Source organism: Microbacterium sp. AG790 (assembly GCF_003634765.1).
Classification (GTDB): domain Bacteria; phylum Actinomycetota; class Actinomycetes; order Actinomycetales; family Microbacteriaceae; genus Microbacterium.
Genome location: NZ_RBWZ01000001.1, coordinates 83,524 through 100,082, shown reverse-complemented (window position 1 = coordinate 100,082; position 16,559 = coordinate 83,524). Strand labels below are relative to the sequence as shown.

The window sequence follows — 16,559 nt, the reverse complement described above, 5'->3', positions numbered from 1 at the left end:
CCATACTCCGCCCGATCAGCGAACCCGGTCCCCGACCCATCCGCAGCCGTGTTCCACCCCGTGAACTCATACCCCTCACGCGTGAACACATTCGCGCTCAACGGAGCCGGGAAGGCCTCAACCTGACCCGACATCGACCCGATACCACCGTTCGCATCGAACGTGACAGTGTGCTCCGCCGACCACTGCGCATACAGCGTCCCCGAGGAGGAGAACGGGAACTGCGCCCGATCGGCGTAACTGGTGCCCGACCCATCCGCAGCCGTGTTCCACCCCGCGAAGCGATACCCCGCACGCGCGAACACATTCGCCGTCAACGACGTCGGCTCATAACCGACCTGCGCAGCCATCGAACCCGCCCCACCATTCGCATCAAAGGTGACCGTGTACTCAACCCGCTTCCACTGCGCGAACAACGTCACCGACGAAGAGAACCGGAACTGCGCCCGATCGGCATAAGCCGTACCGCGCCCGTCGGCGGCGGTGTTCCACCCCGTGAACTCATACCCCTCACGCGTGAACACATTCGCACTCAACGGAGCCGGGAAGGCCTCAACCTGACCCGACATCGACCCGACACCACCGTTCGCATCGAACGTGACAGTGTGCTCCGCCGACCACTGCGCATACAGCGTCCCCGAGGAGGAGAACGGGAACTGCGCCCGATCGGCGTAACTGGTGCCCGACCCATCCGCGGCCGTGTTCCACCCCGCGAAGCGATACCCCGCACGCGCGAACACATTCGCCGTCAACGACGTCGGCTCATAACCGACCTGCGCAGCCATCGAACCCGCCCCACCATTCGCATCAAAGGTGACCGTGTACTCAACCCGCTTCCACTGCGCGAACAACGTCACCGACGAGCTGAACCCATACTCCGCCCGATCAGCGAACCCGGTCCCCGACCCATCCGCAGCCGTGTTCCACCCCGTGAACGTGTATCCAGCGCGGGTGAACTTATTGCGCTCCAGCTGACCCGGGAACAGCGAGGTCTGTTCGTCCATCTGCCCTCCGCCCCCATTCGGGTTGAACGAAACCGAGGCCTCAGCAGGCACGACGAACTCTCGCACCAACTTGGGGTCAGATGGCTCGCGGGCATCGATGAGGCGTACATGGCTGTAATCGCCGTTTCCATAAAGTTCGTAGGCGTATCCGTCCTCCGAAACAGACGCACCCCGCGCTGTGCCGGCAGAAGTACTCGCATGACCTGCGGCACGGGGACTGCCCGGGTCGGAAAGATCCCAGGTTAGAAACCAGTGGTTTCTAGTTATCGGATCGCCACTCCCGACGCCGACGAGGTAGTTTCCCCTGAATTCCTGCAGGTTGATGGTGCCGTATTCTTCTGGCAGTGTCGTGACGCTTGAACGATGTGGGTTTGCGGGGTCGCGGAGGTCGTAGGTCCTGATCGCCCACGTGTCCCCAAGATAGAGATACCCGTCCTTCGCCACGATGGATACGACATTCCTCTCGTCGTCTCGGTCTTTTCCGTCGAACATGCCGCTGCGAAACGGTGCGTTCGGATTGCTCACATCGACGCTCTCGACACGAAAAGGTCTCTTGTTCGTTTTGGGATCAGCCGCCGCGAGGAGCTTCGCGAAATAGACGGTCTCGCCGTAGAACGCTACGCTCGGACTGGTCCCGGAAGTAGCGTCGCCGGTGTACGTGGAGACAACGACCGGGCTCGCCGGGTTCTGAATGCTCACCATTCGGAGCCTCGACATTGTCGCGCCCGCCGAAGTCATGATGAGAAAGTCGCCCTTGAGGAATAGGTTCCCAGCAGTCGAACCAGTGTCAGCATCCCGCAATGCGCTCACCACCCGCGGATGGTACGGATCCCTTACGTCGATGACGGTCAACCATTTGGCCTTGCCGTAGCCCACGTACTCATCACTGAGCGCGTAAACGTAGCCTCCCCTGGCGCGCAGGACCTGAACCACGCCCTGCTCTTTAGTGAACCCACCTTCACCCACGGTCGTCGCACCGCGTGGAAGGAGGGCGACCTGTACGGGATGACTGGGATCAGAGTTGTCGAGGACGGCGAGACCGGAATACCCGCCCACCTCGTAGGCGACATACAACCATTGGCCGGCTGTCGTTGTCGCGCTCACTGTGCTAGAGAGTGCCACCTCCGCTGATGCCGACTGGGGGGTGAACACCAGCAGTGTGCCGGCGATGATGGCGGCGAGAATCGCGGCAATCGCGCGCTTCATCGTTTGGGCAGGAACGGTGGGTTGGGTAGTCATTCCGGTTTCTCTTACACTCGGTTGTTGAAATCTCCCCCACCTTCCTTCACCTGCATCCCATGAGCGCGGCCGCGCACGAGGGATGTCAACCAAGGTTGATGAACGCACCGGATCGCTGCGCTCGTGGCGCCGAAGCGGATGCGGGCTCGGTGAACCTTTGCCCCCCCCTGCAGGAGGAGCCCGCGCTCTGCCTGCGCGTTCGGTGGTCCGTCCACGAGACTTCGCCTGATCTACCGACGAGCGAAGACCACCGTCTTCTTAAGTTGACGCTTCTCTCCGCTTCGCCGCGTCCCAGCGGGCACGAGAGCAGGCTTCTCTCATGATCAAGAGAGCCCTCGCCACAACTGTTATGGCCAGCATCCTCGTCACCACTCCCGTGGTCGCTCACGCCGCGGACGCGGCCTCCTCGCCTGTCCCCCAGCACTACGTCGCCCTCGGCGACAGCTATTCCGCGGGTCACGGCACCGAGGCGCACCCCGACATGAAGAAGTGCTCGCGCACCGACGCCGCCTATCCGTCACTGTTCGCTGCGAAGTACTCGATCAGCGACTTCGACTTCGCCGCCTGCCAGGGGGCGACGACGCTGAACATCTTCCAGGATGCTCAGACGCCGCAGCACGAGACGGTCACGCAAGACCAGCACCTCTCCGCCGACACCGACCTCGTCACGATCTCGATCGGCGGCAACGACCTGGAGGCGAACGAGGTCGGCACCTATTGCGCCGAGAACGAACTGTTCGGCGGAGACGACGACGAGTGCCTGCGTCGCATCCAGCACCTGACCGACATGGCCCAGGACAAGGCGCCGCTCCCGCAGACCGGCAACACGATGTCGGAGGAGCTCGCGAAGACCTACGACGACATCCGCGCCAAGGCACCGAACGCGCACGTCGTCGTGATGGGATATCCGGACGTCTACCAGATCGTCCCGTACGGCGGGCAGCAGGTGAACTCCTTCACCAGCACCCGCGCGATCGGCCCGGCGTCGCGCGAGGCCTTCAACCGCACGATGGACGCACTGGACGAGACCATCGCCCGTGTCGCCGCCTCGAAGGGTTTCGACTTCGTCGACCCTCGCACCGACTTCGCCGGCCACGGAGCCTCGTCGGCACAGACGAACTACATGAACGGTGTGGACGAGGTCGACAGCCACATTTCCTTCCACCCCAACGCCGACGGTCACCTCTTCGGCTACCTGCCGGCCCTGGAGCGCGACCTGAACCTCAGCTGAGGCCTCGGCGCGGCGCCCCCCGCGATCGGCTCGCTGACTCTCAGCCCCGCGCGCCGGGCGCCGCGCCCCGTGGGCGCAGCAACCACGCGGCACCGACCCCTGCCCCGACCAGGAGCACCGCAGAGGTCATGACCGCAGCGTGGAAGCCGTCGGATGCGGTGACAGCCACGGCGCCGAGAACGGCGGTCCCGAAGCCCCCGCCGAGATCGTAGGAGATCTCCTCCAGCGCGGCAGCGCCCCCGACCTCGTGGACACCGGCGGAGGAGATGATGAGGTCGTTGGCGGCGACGGCGGAGATCTCGATACTGAGCCCCGCCAGCGCCGTGGCCGCCGCGAACACGGCGAGATCGACCGGTTCGCGCGAGAACGCCAGCCCCGCGAGCGCCAGGCCCGCGAGAACGAAGGTGCCGGTGACGGTGCTGCGGTGTCCCCACCGCCGCAGCACCCGCGGCGAAACGAAGGCTCCCGCGATGGTCGCCACCGCGAGCGGCACGAGAGCGATGGCGGCATGCAGGGGGGTGAGCCCGCGCTCGAGTTGGAGGTAGCGGGCGAACTGCAACTCCAGCCCGACGATGGCGAACATCGCGACGGCGACCGCGGCCAGTCCCGCCGAGAATGTCGCGTTGCGAAACAGGGCGACGTCGAGCGTGGGCTGCTCGCCGCGGCGACGGAGACGTTGCTGGCGGTCGACGAAGACCCATCCCGACGCGACCGCCACGACCATGCCCACGACGAAGACATCGAGATGGTGCTCGGCGAGGCTGTTGGCAGCGACGGCGGCCGTCAGCACCGCGACGATCGCGAGGCCCTGACTGCGCAGGTCGGTGCTTCCCGGCCGGTCGGATCGGGACTCCGACACCCAGAACGCGGCCGCGAGCAGCACCAGCGCACCCAGTGGCACGTTGATGAGGAACACCCCGCCCCACCAGCTGTGCTCGACGATGATCCCGCCGATGACCGGCCCTGCGGCAGCCGCGGCCGCCGACGACATCGACCAGATCGCCACGGCCCGCACTCGTCGAGCGCGATCCGGGTAGGCGACGCGCAGGAGCGACATCGTGGGAGGCAGCACCGCGGCGGCGCCGACCGCCATGACCACGCGCGCGGCGATGAGCGCCGCGGGGGTGGACGCGAACGCCGCGAACGCGGAGCCGGCGACGAACACGCCCATTCCCGCCATCAGGAACAGCCGGCGCCCGTACCGGTCGCTGAGCACGCCGGCCGACAGCAGCAGGGGCGCGATGACGAACGGAAAGACGTCGATGATCCACAGCAGCTGCGCGTCGTCCGCGTGCAGCTGCTGTGCGATCGTCGGAGCGGCCACGTGCAGCACGGTGACATCGATCGAGATGAGCGCGAGGGCGCCGCACACCGTCGCGAGCACCCGCCCCGCCTCGCGCGCGGAGGGGGCGTTCCCGTCATGCGGGGAACGGTCGACGTCCGACATGACACCATCGTGCCCGACGCGGCGCGGCGATACCCATCGCTACGAAAATCCCTGCCACGAAAGTGGACGGTGCGAGCTGGGGCACGCGGGCGGGCGGTTGCGCCTCCTAGACTCTGCCTGGCATCGCCTCCGCACCGGCAGGATGGAGAACCGTGCACCGCAAGATCGCGTCCGCCGAACGTCCGTTCCCGGCACCGCTCGTGACCGCCCTGCTGTGGGCGACCTCCCTCAACCCGTTGAACTCGTCGATCATCGCGACCTCGCTCGTCGCGATCGCCACGAGCTTCCACGTAGGCGCCGGTCAGACGGCGACACTGGTGGCGGCCGTCTACATCTCCAGCGCGGTGGCCCAACCCGCCATGGGCACGCTGGCCGCGCAGTTCGGTGCGCGCCGCATGCTGGTCGTCGGCCTCGGGATCGTCACCCTGGCCGGCGTCGTCGGCGCCGTCGCTGCGAGCTTCGGATGGCTCGTCGCCTCCCGAGCTCTCGTGGGCATCGGCACGTCTGCCGGATATCCGTCCGCGATGGCGATCATCCGCACGCAGGCGGATGCCCGCGGCACCGGCATCCCGGGACGCGTTCTCGGCGGAATCTCGATCGCCAGCCAGGTGACCGCCGCCCTCGGCCTGCCGCTGGGCGGAGCACTCACCGTACTGTGGGGATGGCCCGCCGTGTTCGCGGCGAACATCCCCCTCGGACTGATCGGCGCCGCGCTCGCGCTGCGGTGGCTTCCCGCCGATCCGCCACGCCCGAAGACGACGGGGCGAGACGTCGTCTCAGCACTCGACCCCGCAGGCATCGCGCTGTTCACCACGACGATCGTCGCCCTCATCGCCGTGCTCTCCGACGTGCGACACCCGTCGTGGCTGCTGGCCGGGGTGTTCCTCCTGTCGGCCGCCGCACTCGTGCTGTGGGAGCTGCGCGCCCGCTCCCCGTTCCTCGACGTGCGCGCGCTGGTTCGCAACGGCGCCCTGGTGCGCACCTACCTTCGTCAGGCGCTCGCCCTGATGGGCGCCTACGCCATGCTGTACGGGTACGTGCAATGGCTCCAGCAGAGCCGCGGGGTCGACGCGTCCGTCAGCGGACTGATCATGCTGCCGATGAGTGCGGTCGCGGCGACGGTGGCGGCGCTCATCGCGAGACGGGCGCTCATCCGCGGCCCGCTGATCGCCGGCGCCGTCGCGATGCTCGCGGGAGGAGCCGGGGCCGCGTTTGTGAGCAGCTCCACCGGCATGGTCGCCCTGGTCGCCCTCAGCGTCGTCTTCGGCATCGTGCTCGGCATGACCACCACCAGCAACCAAGCAGCCCTCTACACCCAGACCACCGCGGCGGAGATCGCCGTCGCCTCCGGTCTCCTGCGCACCGCGGGCTACCTGGGCGCGATCTTCGCGTCCGCGCTGATCGCCCTCGCGTTTCCGGCGACGGCGACGGATGCGGGCATCCACGCGATCGGCTGGACCATCGTCGCCGCCGGGGTCGTCGTGCTCGTCCTGATCGTCGCCGACCGACGCCTGCCCCGGCGCGGGTGAGCCGATGGCGCCGCTCAGTGGAAGAAGTGGCGCTCCCCCGTGAAGAACATCGTCACCCCGGCCGCCCGGGCCGCGTCGACCACTTCCTGGTCGCGCACCGAGCCGCCCGGCTGCACGATGGTGCGGATGCCGGCGTCGATGAGCACCTGCGGACCGTCGGCGAACGGGAAGAACGCGTCGGATGCGGCGACCGAGCCGGCCGCGCGGTCGCCGGCGCGCTCGACGGCCAGGCGGCACGAGTCGACCCGGTTGACCTGGCCCATGCCGATGCCGACCGTCGCGAGGCCCTGGGCGAGCACGATGGCGTTCGACTTCACGGCGCGGCAGGCCTTCCACGCGAAGATGAGGTTCTCCATCTCCTCGGGGCTGTCGGGACGCTCACCGGAGACGAGCTCCCAGTTCTTCGCGACCGACTCGATGTCGTCGGGGAAGCGGTCCGCGTCCTGCAGCAGCAGTCCGCCCGACAGCAGCCGGACGTCCATGGGCTCCTGGCGCCAGTCGGCCGGCAGGCGCAGCACGCGCAGGTTCTTCTTGAGCTTGAAGACCTCCAGCGCCTCGGGCTCGAAGTCGGGGGCGACGATCACCTCGGTGAAGATGTCGCGCAGGTTCTCCGCCATCTTCAGCGTGACCGTGCGGTTGGCCGCGATGACGCCACCGAACGCCGAGACCGGGTCGCACTCGTGGGCGCGCAGGTGCGCCGACGCGATGGGATCCAGCGCGTTGGGCGCCGCCACCGCGATGCCGCACGGGTTGGCGTGCTTGATGATCGCGACGGCGGGCTTGACCATGTCGAACGCGGCACGCAGCGCCGCATCGGCGTCGACGTAGTTGTTGTACGACATCTCCTTGCCCTGCAGCTGCTCCGCCTGCGCGATGCCGTGGGCACCGGCACGCGTGTAGATCGCGGCGCGCTGGTGCGAGTTCTCCCCGTAGCGCAGGGTCGCCAGGCGCTCGGCCTTGATGGTCAGGTGCTGCGGCAGCTCGCCCTCGGCCTCGAGGGTCTCCTCGGCGAACCACGTCGCCACCGCCCGGTCGTAGGCCGCCGTGTGGGCGAACGCGCGCGCGGCGAGCTCCCGCCGCTGCGCGAGCGAGGTGCCGCCGGCATCCAGCGCCTCGACGATCGCGGGATACGACTCGGGCGAGACGGCGATCGCGACGTTGGCGAAGTTCTTGGCCGAGGCGCGCACCATCGCCGGGCCGCCGATGTCGATCTGCTCGACGACGACGTCGCCCACGGCGCCCGAGGCGACCGTCTCCACGAACGGGTAGAGGTTCACGACGACGAGCTCGAAGGGCAGGATGCCGAGGGCTCCCAGCTGCTCCTCGTGGTCTTCGAGGCGGAGGTCGGCCAGCAGCCCCGCGTGCACGCTCGGGTGGAGCGTCTTCACGCGGCCGCCGAGCGACTCCGGGAACCCGGTGACCTCCGCCACGTCCGTGACCGCGATGCCGGCGTCGCGCAGCAGCGCGGCCGATCCGCCGGTCGACACGATCTCGACGCCGGCGGCATCCAGCGCCTGGGCCAGCGACAGCAGACCGGTCTTGTCGCTCACGGAGATGAGCGCGCGCCGCACGGGGACGAGGTCACGGGATCGGTAGAGGGCGGGATCGACGGCAGGACCGGCCATGCAGGGCTCCAGGGTTCGGTGTGGATCGGGTTCGGATCTGTCAGGACGAGGGGACCGCGGAGAGCTCGAGCTCCCCGCGGGCGATGGCGCGGACGACATCGATGAGCAGCCGCCGCTCGACCGGCTTGATGCGCTCGTGGAGCGTGTGCTCGGTGTCGTCGGGCAGGACGGCGACGCGCTCCTGCGCGAGGATCGGGCCCGTGTCCACGCCGTTGTCGACGACGATGACGCTGGCGCCGGTCTGCGCGACGCCGGCCGCGAGCGCGTCGCGCACGCCGTGTGCCCCCGGGAACTCCGGCAGGAAGGCGGGATGCGTGTTGATGAGCCGCGGCGACCACGCGTCGACGACGGCGGCCGGAAGCAGCCGCATCAGTCCGCTGAGCACCACGAGGTCGGGGTTCCAGACGCGGAGCTGACGATCGAGCTCCTCCCCCCAGTGCTCGCGGGTCTCGAACTCGCGGAAGGGCACGAGGAAGGTGGGGATGCCGAAAGCCTCCGCGTGGGCGAAGCCGTCGGCCTGGCGGTCCGCCCCGACGACGACGACGCGCGCGGGGAAATCGGGGTCGGCGGCGGCCTCGAGGAGGGCCCGGAGATTGGAGCCGGTGCCCGAGATGAGAACGGCGACCGTCAGCACCCGGTCAGTCTACCGGCGCAGCGGCGGGCTCTCTGGTGCGCGCCGGAGAGAACAGCGCGATCGCGGCGCCGACCGCGACTTCGACGCCCACCGTGAACGCGAACGGGCCGGCCGCGGGACCGACCTCGTCGAGGCGTCCGGGGCCGATCGCCCCCGACGCGCAGGCCGCGAGCAGGGCCGCTGCGGCGGCGGCGAGGACGACCACGGCGACCAGCACCGCCAGCCGCACCGGTGCGGAGTCGGAGCCGGAGGCGGCGACCCCGTCGGCGGCGAGGCGCGCCCGCGCCGCCGCGCCGGCCACGAACCCGATGCCGACGACGAGGAGCACGAGGGCGAACAGCCACGGCGTCGAGCCCTCCGGGACCAGACCCAGCACGGGCAGGCCGGGCACCACGCCCAGTGTCGTGCCGGCCGGCGAGACCGCGGTGCCCGCACCGACGGCGAAGCCCGGACCGGCCGCGAACGCGGCGCCCCAGACGATCAGCGTAGGCAGATAGGCCAGCTGCCCCAGGGCGAGCACGCCGCCGCCGACCGCGTCGACGTGTGCCGCCTCGAACAGCGAGACGACCTGACCGCCGCGCGCGATCGCCGCGACGGCGACCAGCAGCGCGCCGACGGCGACGAGTCCCGTCACCGCGATGCCGGTGCCGCGGGCGGATGCCGCGACGGCGGCGACCCACGGATGGCCCCGGCGCGGGTCGGCGCCGTCGATCCGGTCCCGCACGGCATCCACGAGTCCGTCGTCGCCGCCGCGCCACGCCTCGACGAGGGCGCCGAGCAGTGCGGGGACGGCGAAGACCAGCGTCGGCAGCAGGAGCGCCTGCCAGCCGTAGACCGCCGCGACCGGGGTGCGCGAGGTCGCCCACAGCGCGGCCGCCAGCAGCAGGGTGACCCCCGATCCCGCGGCGACGCCGACGGGCCACGACCCGGAGCGCGCCGCCCGGATGCCCGAGCGCGCCGCGAACACGGCGGTGAAGGTCGCGAGCGCGAGCGGGGCGAGGGAGACGACGAAGGTCGCCGCCTGGGCGGGGATGCCGGCCGCGACGAGGTACTCGTCTCCCAGCACGACGTGCAGCGGAACGAAGTGGCCCAGCTGCCAGATGCGCACGGCCGCGGGCCACAGCGCGCCCCAGTCCGCCGTCCCGCCGAGCCCAACGACCCAGAAGACGGTGAGGGGCGCCAAGACGACGGCGACGCCGACGGCCGCCGCGATGAGGGCATCGACGGCGGAGAGGAGGAGGACGAGCAGGCGGTTCATGCGCGTTCGACCCTACCCACCCCGACCATGTGCGTCGGGTGGACGCGCGGGATGCCGGGGCGACGGCATCCACTACGGTTCTGGATGGAGGATCCATGCCCGCTACACCCTCGTCCGCCGCCCGCCCCACCCCCGCCGAGCCCATCGGCGCACTCGACCGCTTCTTCGAGATCACCCGACGAGGCTCCACGATCGGCGGTGAGATCCGCGGCGGACTGGTCACCTTCGTGACGATGGCGTACATCGTCATCCTGAATCCGATCATCCTGTCGGGCAAGGCCGACATCGCCGGCAACGAGCTCGCCTTCTCCGCCGTGGGGGCCGCCACGGCGCTGACCGCCGGCGTCATGACGATCCTCTTCGGCCTCATCACCCGGCTGCCGTTCGCGTTCGCGGCCGGGCTCGGCATCAACGCGTTCCTCGCCTTCAGCGTCATCCACGAGGTGACGTGGCCCGAGGCGATGGCCCTCGTGATGATCAACGGCGTCATCATCGTGCTGCTGGCCGCCACGGGGCTGCGAAAGCTCATCTTCGACGCTGTCCCGGTGCAGCTGAAGCTCGCGATCACGGTCGCGATCGGCCTGTTCATCGCGTTCATCGGGTTCGTCAACTCGGGCTTCGTCACGGCGACGGGCTCGAACTCCCCGCCCGTCGGACTCGGCATCGGCGGCTCGGTCGCGTCGGTGCCGACGCTGATGTTCGTGCTGACGCTGCTGGCCACCGGCGTGCTGGTGGCCCGCAAGGTCAAGGGCGGGATGCTGATCGGCCTCGTGGGCGGGACGGTCGTCTCGGTGATCATCGAGGCGATCTGGCACCTCGGCTCGGCGACGGATCACCCCGGCGGCTGGGGCCTGACGATCCCGGCGCTGACCGGATCGCCGGTGAGCGTTCCCGATCTGAGCCTCCTGGGTGCGGTCGACTTCGGATTCGACGTCGGCAAGGTCGGCTTCGTGGCCCTCGTCATGCTCGTGTTCACGCTGGTGTTCTCGAACTTCTTCGACGCGATGGGCACGATGACCGGACTCGCCAAAGAGGCCGGGCTCGCCGACGAGAAGGGCGACTTCCCCCCGCATCAAGTCCGCGCTCGTCGTCGAAGGCGTCGGCGCCGTCGTGGGAGGCGCGACCTCCTCATCGTCGGCCACGGTGTTCATCGAGTCGGGGTCCGGCATCGGCGAGGGCGCCCGCACGGGCCTCGCCAACGTCGTCACCGGGCTCGTGTTCCTGCTGGCGATGTTCTTCACGCCCCTCACCTCGATCGTGCCGACCGAGGTCGCCGCCGCGGCCCTCGTGATCGTCGGCGCGATGATGATGGCGCAGGTCAAGCACATCGACCTCAGCGACTTCAGCGTGCTGCTGCCGGTGTTCCTGACGGTGTCGGTCATGCCGATGACGTACTCGATCGCCAACGGCATCGGCGCGGGCTTCATCAGCTGGGTGGTCGTGCGTTCGCTCTCCGGCAAGGCGCGGCAGATCAGCCCCCTGCTGTGGGTGGTCGCCGCCGGCTTCCTGATCTACTTCGCCCGCGGCCCCATCCAATCCCTGCTGGGAGCCTGACCCCCTCCCCCTCCGGCTCGGCAGGGGGCAGATGAAGAGAGGGGGTGGATGCCGCGGCATCCACCCCCTCTCTCGCGTCGAGCGTCAGAGCGTCTCGATGATCTCCCGCATGAGGGCAGCCGTCTCGGACGGCGTCTTGCCGACCTTGACACCGGCGGCCTCGAGGGCCTCCTTCTTGGCCTGCGCGGTGCCCGCCGAGCCGGACACGATGGCGCCGGCGTGGCCCATCGTCTTGCCCTCGGGTGCAGTGAAGCCCGCGACGTAGCCGACGACGGGCTTCGTGACGTTCGCCTTGATGAACTCGGCCGCACGCTCCTCGGCGTCGCCGCCGATCTCGCCGATCATCACGATCGCCTTGGTCTCGGGGTCGGCCTCGAACGCGGCGAGGGCGTCGATGTGCGTCGTCCCGATGATGGGGTCGCCGCCGATGCCGATGGCCGTCGAGAAGCCGAGGTCGCGCAGCTCGAACATCATCTGGTAGGTCAGGGTGCCCGACTTCGACACGAGGCCGATCGGTCCCTTGCCGGTGATGTTCGCGGGAGTGATGCCCACGAGCGCCTCACCGGGCGTGATGATGCCGGGGCAGTTCGGCCCGATGATGCGGGTCTTGTTGCCCTTGCTCTTCGCGTACGCCCACGCCTCGGCCGTGTCGCCGACGGGGACGCCCTCGGTGATGACGACGAGGAGCGGGATCTCGGTGTCGATGGCCTCGACCATCGCGTCCTTCGTGAACGCCGGGGGCACGAACGCGATCGACACGTCGGCGCCGGTAGCGGCGATGGCCTCGGCGACCGAGGCGAAGACGGGCAGCTCGAGGGGGTTGCCGTCCTTGTCGACGTGCGACACGGTCGTGCCGGCCTTGCGCGCGTTGACGCCGCCGACGACGTTCGTACCCGCCTTGAGCATGAGCGCGGTGTGCTTGGTGCCCTCGCCGCCGGTGATGCCCTGGACGATGACCTTGGAGTCCTTGTTGAGGTAGATCGACATAGTCCTAGTTCCTTGTTCCGATGCCGCGGCTCAGGCGTTCGCCAGCTCGGCGGCCTTGTCGGCGCCCTCGTCCATGCCGGCAGCGAGGGTGACGAGCGGGTTGTTGGCGGCGGCGAGGATGGCGCGGCCCTCTTCGACCTGGTTGCCATCGAGGCGGACCACGAGCGGCTTGGTGGCGGCGTCGCCGAGGATCTCGAGCGCCTTGACGATGCCCTCCGCGACGGCGACGCACGACGTGATGCCGCCGAAGACGTTGACGAACACCGACTTCACCTGCGGGTCGCCGAGGATGACGTCCAGCCCCGCGGCCATGACGGTCGCCGAAGCGCCGCCGCCGATGTCGAGGAAGTTGGCGGGCTTGACGCCGCCGTGGTTCTCACCGGCGTAGGCGACGACGTCGAGGGTCGACATGACCAGACCCGCGCCGTTGCCGATGATGCCGACCTGGCCGTCGAGCTTGACGTAGTTCAGGCCGGATGCCTTGGCCTTCGCCTCGAGCGGGTCGGCGGCGTCCTTGTCCTCGAGCTCCTCGTGCTCGGGGTGGCGCACCTCGGTGGCGTTGTCGTCGAGCGACACCTTGCCGTCGAGGGCGATGATGTTGCCCGCGGCATCCTGGATGAGGGGGTTCACCTCGACGAGGGTGGCGCCCTCACCGGTGTAGACGTTGTAGAGCTTGACGAAGACGTCGGCGACCTTGGGGGCCAGCTCGTCGTCGAAGCCACCGGCCTTGGCGATCTCGAGCGCCTTGGCGGCGTCGATGCCGGTCAGCGGGTCGACCTCGACCTTGGCGAGGGCCTCGGGCTTCTCGACGGCGAGCTGCTCGATCTCCATGCCACCCTCGACCGAGCACAGGCTCAGGTACGAGCGGTTGGCGCGGTCCAGCAGCACCGAGAAGTAGAACTCCTTCTCGATCTGGGCGCCCGCCGCGACCATGACGCGCTTGACGACGTGCCCCTTGATGTCCAGGCCCAGGATGGCCTTCGCCGCCTCATAGGCGTCATCGGGGGTCTTGGCGACCTTGACGCCGCCGGCCTTGCCGCGACCTCCGGTCTTGACCTGGGCTTTGACGACGACGACGCCGCCAAGCTTCTCGGCCGCCGCCTTCGCCTCCTCAGGAGTGTCGGCGATGATGCCGGGGAGCACCGGCACCTCGTACTTCTCGAACAGGTCTCGTGCCTGGTACTCGTACAGATCCACGTGCAATCCTTCGCTGGGCGTCAGTGGGTGTCGTGCCGAAGGGTTCTCGGTATCGGAACAAAAGTGCTCAAACAATCTCGATATCGAGAGATCGACCGATCCCCCAGCTTAGTAGACGCACCGCAACGCTCCGACCGTCGCCCGCCCCGCGCAGCGGCACGGGCGCCCGGGTCGCGTTAGGCTCACGGGCATGGCCGAAGCGTCTCCCACCTCCTCCCGCAACGCCGTCGTCGCCGCTGCGCTGGACCTCTTCGCCGCGCAGGGGTTCGAAGCGACCTCGGTGGAGCAGATCGCGCAGGCCGCCGGGGTCTCCCGGTCGACCTTCTTCCGTCAGTTCGGCGGCAAGGACGACGTCGTGTTCAGCGACCACGACGTGCTCCTCGCGCACCTGCGCCAGAAGCTGACGGCCGGCGGCGAGAGCGCCGGACAGAACCCGTGGGCCGCGGCGTGCGCGGCATCGGTCGACGTCTTCCGCCACTTCGCCGCCGAGCCCGAACTCGCCCGCCGCCGCTACGCGGTGGTGCGCCAGGTGCCGGCGCTGCGCGACCGCGAGATCGTGACCGTCTTCCAGTACGAGCGGCTCTTCGACGACTACCTGCGCTCCGCGCTCCCGGGCCTCGACCCGATCGACGCCGTGGCGTTCTCTGCTGCCGTCACCGCGGTGCACAACCACGTCCTGCGCCGCCTGCTGCGCGGCACCGAGGACATCCCCGAGTCGGTGCTGACCGACGCCTACGACGAGCTCATGCACCGCTTCGGCGTGCACCCGGACGGCGAGCAGGCGCAGAACGACGACGTCGTCGTGGCGACCTTCCCCCGTCGGATGCCGATGGCCGAGGTCGTGCGGCGCCTGCGCGACGAGCTCTGAGCGCGCGCTGCCCAGCCGAACTGCAAGGTTTCGCGGACGGCACGCCGGGATCACGGCATCCCGTGCGGCGTGTCGCCCGACGGGCCTTGCAGTTGCGGCGCGGGACGCCGGGGGCGGCGGCGGCCCGGCAGGGCGGCGGTCCGCCCTCAGACCGTCTCCCCCGAGGCGACGGTCTCGGCGAGCGCGTGCACGCGCGGCAGGTGGTGCGCGCCGTAGAAGTCCGCCGCGGTCAGCCGCTGCGCGTCGGCCTCCTCCGGGGCGGCGTGGGCCGCGACCGCGACGACCGCCAGCGCGTGCATCCAACCGCCGGCAAGGACGCCGAGGAGCATCAGATAGGGCACGCTGACGGCGTGCGCATCCCGCGGCGCGTCGGCGAAGCCGATGAGATCGGCGGTTGCGCGACGCGCGGCATCCACGGCCCGCTCGAGGCGTGCGGCCGTGCGCGCCGCGACGTCGCCGCCCGCCGCGCGCAATGCCGCGACGGTGCCGGTGATGTCGGCGAAGAGCGCCTCGGCGGTCGCCCCCTGGTTTCGGATGACCTTGCGTCCGATGAGGTCGTTGGACTGGATCGCGGTGGTGCCTTCGTAGATCGGCATGATGCGGGCGTCGCGGTAGTGCTGGGCCGCGCCGGTCTCCTCGATGAAGCCCATGCCCCCGTGCACCTGGATGGCGTCGCTCGTCAGCGCCACGGCATCCTCCGTCGACCAGCCCTTCAGAATCGGCACGAAGAACTCGGCCATCGCGAGCACGGCGGCATCGTCGGTCTGCTCGGCCCGGTCGAACAGGTCGGCGACGTAGACACCCAGCGCGCGCATCGCGAAGACCTCGCTGCGCATCGACAGCAGCAGCCGGCGCACGTCGGGGTGCTCCGCGATCGGCGCCGTCCCCTCACGACCGAGCACACGTCCCTGCACCCGATCGGCGGCATAGGCCGAGGCCTGCTGCAGCGCGCGGTCGGCGATGCCGGTCGCCTGGAAGCCCATCGCGATACGGGCGGAGTTCATCATGACGAACATGCCCGCCAGTCCTCCGCCGACCTCGCCGACGAGGTAGCCGGTGGCGTCCTCGTAGGAGAGCACACAGGTGGGGCTGCCGTGGATGCCGAGCTTGTGCTCGACGGCGACGGTCGTGACGGCATTGCGATCGCCGAGCGAGCCGTCCGTGTTGACGAGGTACTTGGGCGCGACGAACAGCGACAGCCCCTTGGCCCCGTCGGGGGCGCCGGGCGTGCGTGCGAGGACGAGGTGAACGATGTTCTCGGCGACGTCGTGATCGCCCCAGGTGATGAAGATCTTCTGCCCGCGGATCGCGTACGTGCCGTCCCCGCGGGGTGTGGCGATCGTGCGGATGGCGCCGAGGTCGGTGCCCGCCGCCGGCTCGGTGAGGTTCATCGTGCCCGTCCACTGGCCCGAGACCAGCTTCGTCAGGTACGTCTCGCGGATCTGATCGGATGCCGCGGCATCCAGCGCATGGATCTGTCCGGCGGTGAGCAGCCAGCACAGCGCGAACGCGGCGTTCGATGCGTTCCAGATCTCGCCGAGGCCCGCTCGGATCGCCCCGGGAAGCCCGTCGCCGCCCGCGGAGGTCGGCGCCTCCGCGCTGATCCATCCCGCGTCGACGAAGGCGGCGTACGCGTCGGCGAAGCCGTCGGGCAGATGCACCTGGCCGTCGACGAGGCGCGCGCCCTCCCGATCGCCGATGCTCTGCAGCGGCGCGAGGACGGATGCCGCGAACTCGCCGGCCCCGGCGATCACATCCGCGCCGTCGGCGGCGGTGAGCTCGCCGCCGGTCGCGCGGGCGACGATGTCGAGACCGAACGCCTCGCCGAACAGGAAGGCGTAGTCGGCGGTGGGTGCCTGGTAGTCAGCGGCCATGGGGACTCCTCGGGTGCGCGCGGCGTCTCGGTGATCGGTCACAACGGAGACGAGAATTGAGACTGCGGACCATCATAAGTGATACTGAGTCTCACCGCGAGTCTCGCGAGGA

At 69.5% G+C, this 16,559-nt stretch carries 11 protein-coding genes and 1 pseudogene; 4 read left to right on the top strand and 8 right to left on the bottom strand.

The window, feature by feature from the left end; all coding sequences use genetic code 11:
• Window positions 1–2,243: InlB B-repeat-containing protein (locus DEU37_RS00455; RefSeq protein ID WP_183043546.1), on the bottom strand; the 2,243-nt coding region annotated here is incomplete at its 3' end.
• A 319-nt stretch (window positions 2,244–2,562) separates the two neighbouring features.
• Between DEU37_RS00455 and DEU37_RS00450 the strand changes: the two genes are divergently transcribed.
• Window positions 2,563–3,474 (top strand): SGNH/GDSL hydrolase family protein, encoded by a 912-nt coding sequence (locus tag DEU37_RS00450; protein ID WP_121188764.1) that lies wholly within the window; start codon window positions 2,563–2,565, stop codon window positions 3,472–3,474.
• 40 nt (window positions 3,475–3,514) lie between these two features.
• On the opposite strand, the gene DEU37_RS00445 is transcribed toward DEU37_RS00450, so the two are convergent.
• A complete protein-coding gene (locus tag DEU37_RS00445) occupies window positions 3,515–4,921 on the bottom strand; it encodes an MFS transporter (protein WP_121188763.1) in 1,407 nt (468 codons plus the stop codon).
• A gap of 152 nt (window positions 4,922–5,073) precedes the next feature.
• Here DEU37_RS00445 and DEU37_RS00440 point away from each other — a divergent pair, with 152 nt between their 5' ends.
• On the top strand, window positions 5,074–6,450 hold the full coding sequence (locus DEU37_RS00440) for an MFS transporter (RefSeq protein WP_183043545.1): 1,377 nt from the start codon (window positions 5,074–5,076) through the stop codon (window positions 6,448–6,450).
• Window positions 6,451–6,464: 14 nt separating this feature from the next.
• On the opposite strand, the gene purH is transcribed toward DEU37_RS00440, so the two are convergent.
• The 3 genes from purH to DEU37_RS00425 are packed head-to-tail and all read right to left on the bottom strand — an operon-like array spanning window position 6,465 to window position 9,967.
• Window positions 6,465–8,075 carry a bifunctional phosphoribosylaminoimidazolecarboxamide formyltransferase/IMP cyclohydrolase gene (purH, locus tag DEU37_RS00435; protein ID WP_121188761.1) on the bottom strand — a complete coding sequence of 537 codons (1,611 nt, stop codon included), beginning with the start codon at window positions 8,073–8,075 and terminating at the stop codon, window positions 6,465–6,467.
• A 40-nt stretch (window positions 8,076–8,115) separates the two neighbouring features.
• On the bottom strand, window positions 8,116–8,709 hold the full coding sequence (purN, locus tag DEU37_RS00430) for a phosphoribosylglycinamide formyltransferase (RefSeq protein WP_061781853.1): 594 nt from the start codon (window positions 8,707–8,709) through the stop codon (window positions 8,116–8,118).
• A gap of 4 nt (window positions 8,710–8,713) precedes the next feature.
• Window positions 8,714–9,967, bottom strand: a complete 1,254-nt coding sequence (locus DEU37_RS00425) for a DUF6350 family protein (RefSeq protein WP_121188760.1) — start codon at window positions 9,965–9,967, stop codon at window positions 8,714–8,716.
• Window positions 9,968–10,062: 95 nt separating this feature from the next.
• On the opposite strand from DEU37_RS00425, the pseudogene DEU37_RS00420 reads away from it, so the two are divergent.
• Window positions 10,063–11,521: pseudogene (locus DEU37_RS00420) on the top strand (NCS2 family permease).
• 84 nt (window positions 11,522–11,605) lie between these two features.
• Here the strand turns inward: DEU37_RS00420 and sucD are convergent.
• Both sucD and sucC read right to left on the bottom strand, forming a co-directional pair.
• Window positions 11,606–12,508, bottom strand: a complete 903-nt coding sequence (gene sucD / locus DEU37_RS00415; protein WP_036285935.1) for a succinate--CoA ligase subunit alpha — start codon at window positions 12,506–12,508, stop codon at window positions 11,606–11,608.
• Window positions 12,509–12,538: 30 nt separating this feature from the next.
• Window positions 12,539–13,705, bottom strand: coding sequence for an ADP-forming succinate--CoA ligase subunit beta (gene sucC / locus DEU37_RS00410; RefSeq protein WP_061683906.1), 1,167 nt, complete (start codon window positions 13,703–13,705; stop codon window positions 12,539–12,541).
• A 190-nt stretch (window positions 13,706–13,895) separates the two neighbouring features.
• On the opposite strand from sucC, the gene DEU37_RS00405 reads away from it, so the two are divergent.
• On the top strand, window positions 13,896–14,573 hold the full coding sequence (locus DEU37_RS00405; protein WP_121188759.1) for a TetR/AcrR family transcriptional regulator: 678 nt from the start codon (window positions 13,896–13,898) through the stop codon (window positions 14,571–14,573).
• A 146-nt stretch (window positions 14,574–14,719) separates the two neighbouring features.
• Here DEU37_RS00405 and DEU37_RS00400 read toward each other — a convergent pair whose 3' ends face one another.
• A complete protein-coding gene (locus DEU37_RS00400) occupies window positions 14,720–16,447 on the bottom strand; it encodes an acyl-CoA dehydrogenase (RefSeq protein WP_121188758.1) in 1,728 nt (575 codons plus the stop codon).
• Window positions 16,448–16,559 lie beyond the last annotated feature (112 nt).

Excerpts from the sequence above, each read along its gene's own strand:
- DEU37_RS00450 (WP_121188764.1), top strand. The coding sequence starts at position 2,563 with ATGATCAAGAGAGCCCTCGCCACAACTGTTATGGCCAGCATCCTCGTC.
- DEU37_RS00445 (WP_121188763.1), bottom strand. The coding sequence starts at position 4,921 with ATGTCGGACGTCGACCGTTCCCCGCATGACGGGAACGCCCCCTCCGCG.
- purH (WP_121188761.1), bottom strand. The coding sequence starts at position 8,075 with ATGGCCGGTCCTGCCGTCGATCCCGCCCTCTACCGATCCCGTGACCTC.
- DEU37_RS00425 (WP_121188760.1), bottom strand. The coding sequence starts at position 9,967 with ATGAACCGCCTGCTCGTCCTCCTCCTCTCCGCCGTCGATGCCCTCATC.
- sucD (WP_036285935.1), bottom strand. The coding sequence starts at position 12,508 with ATGTCGATCTACCTCAACAAGGACTCCAAGGTCATCGTCCAGGGCATC.
- DEU37_RS00405 (WP_121188759.1), top strand. The coding sequence starts at position 13,896 with ATGGCCGAAGCGTCTCCCACCTCCTCCCGCAACGCCGTCGTCGCCGCT.
- DEU37_RS00400 (WP_121188758.1), bottom strand. The coding sequence starts at position 16,447 with ATGGCCGCTGACTACCAGGCACCCACCGCCGACTACGCCTTCCTGTTC.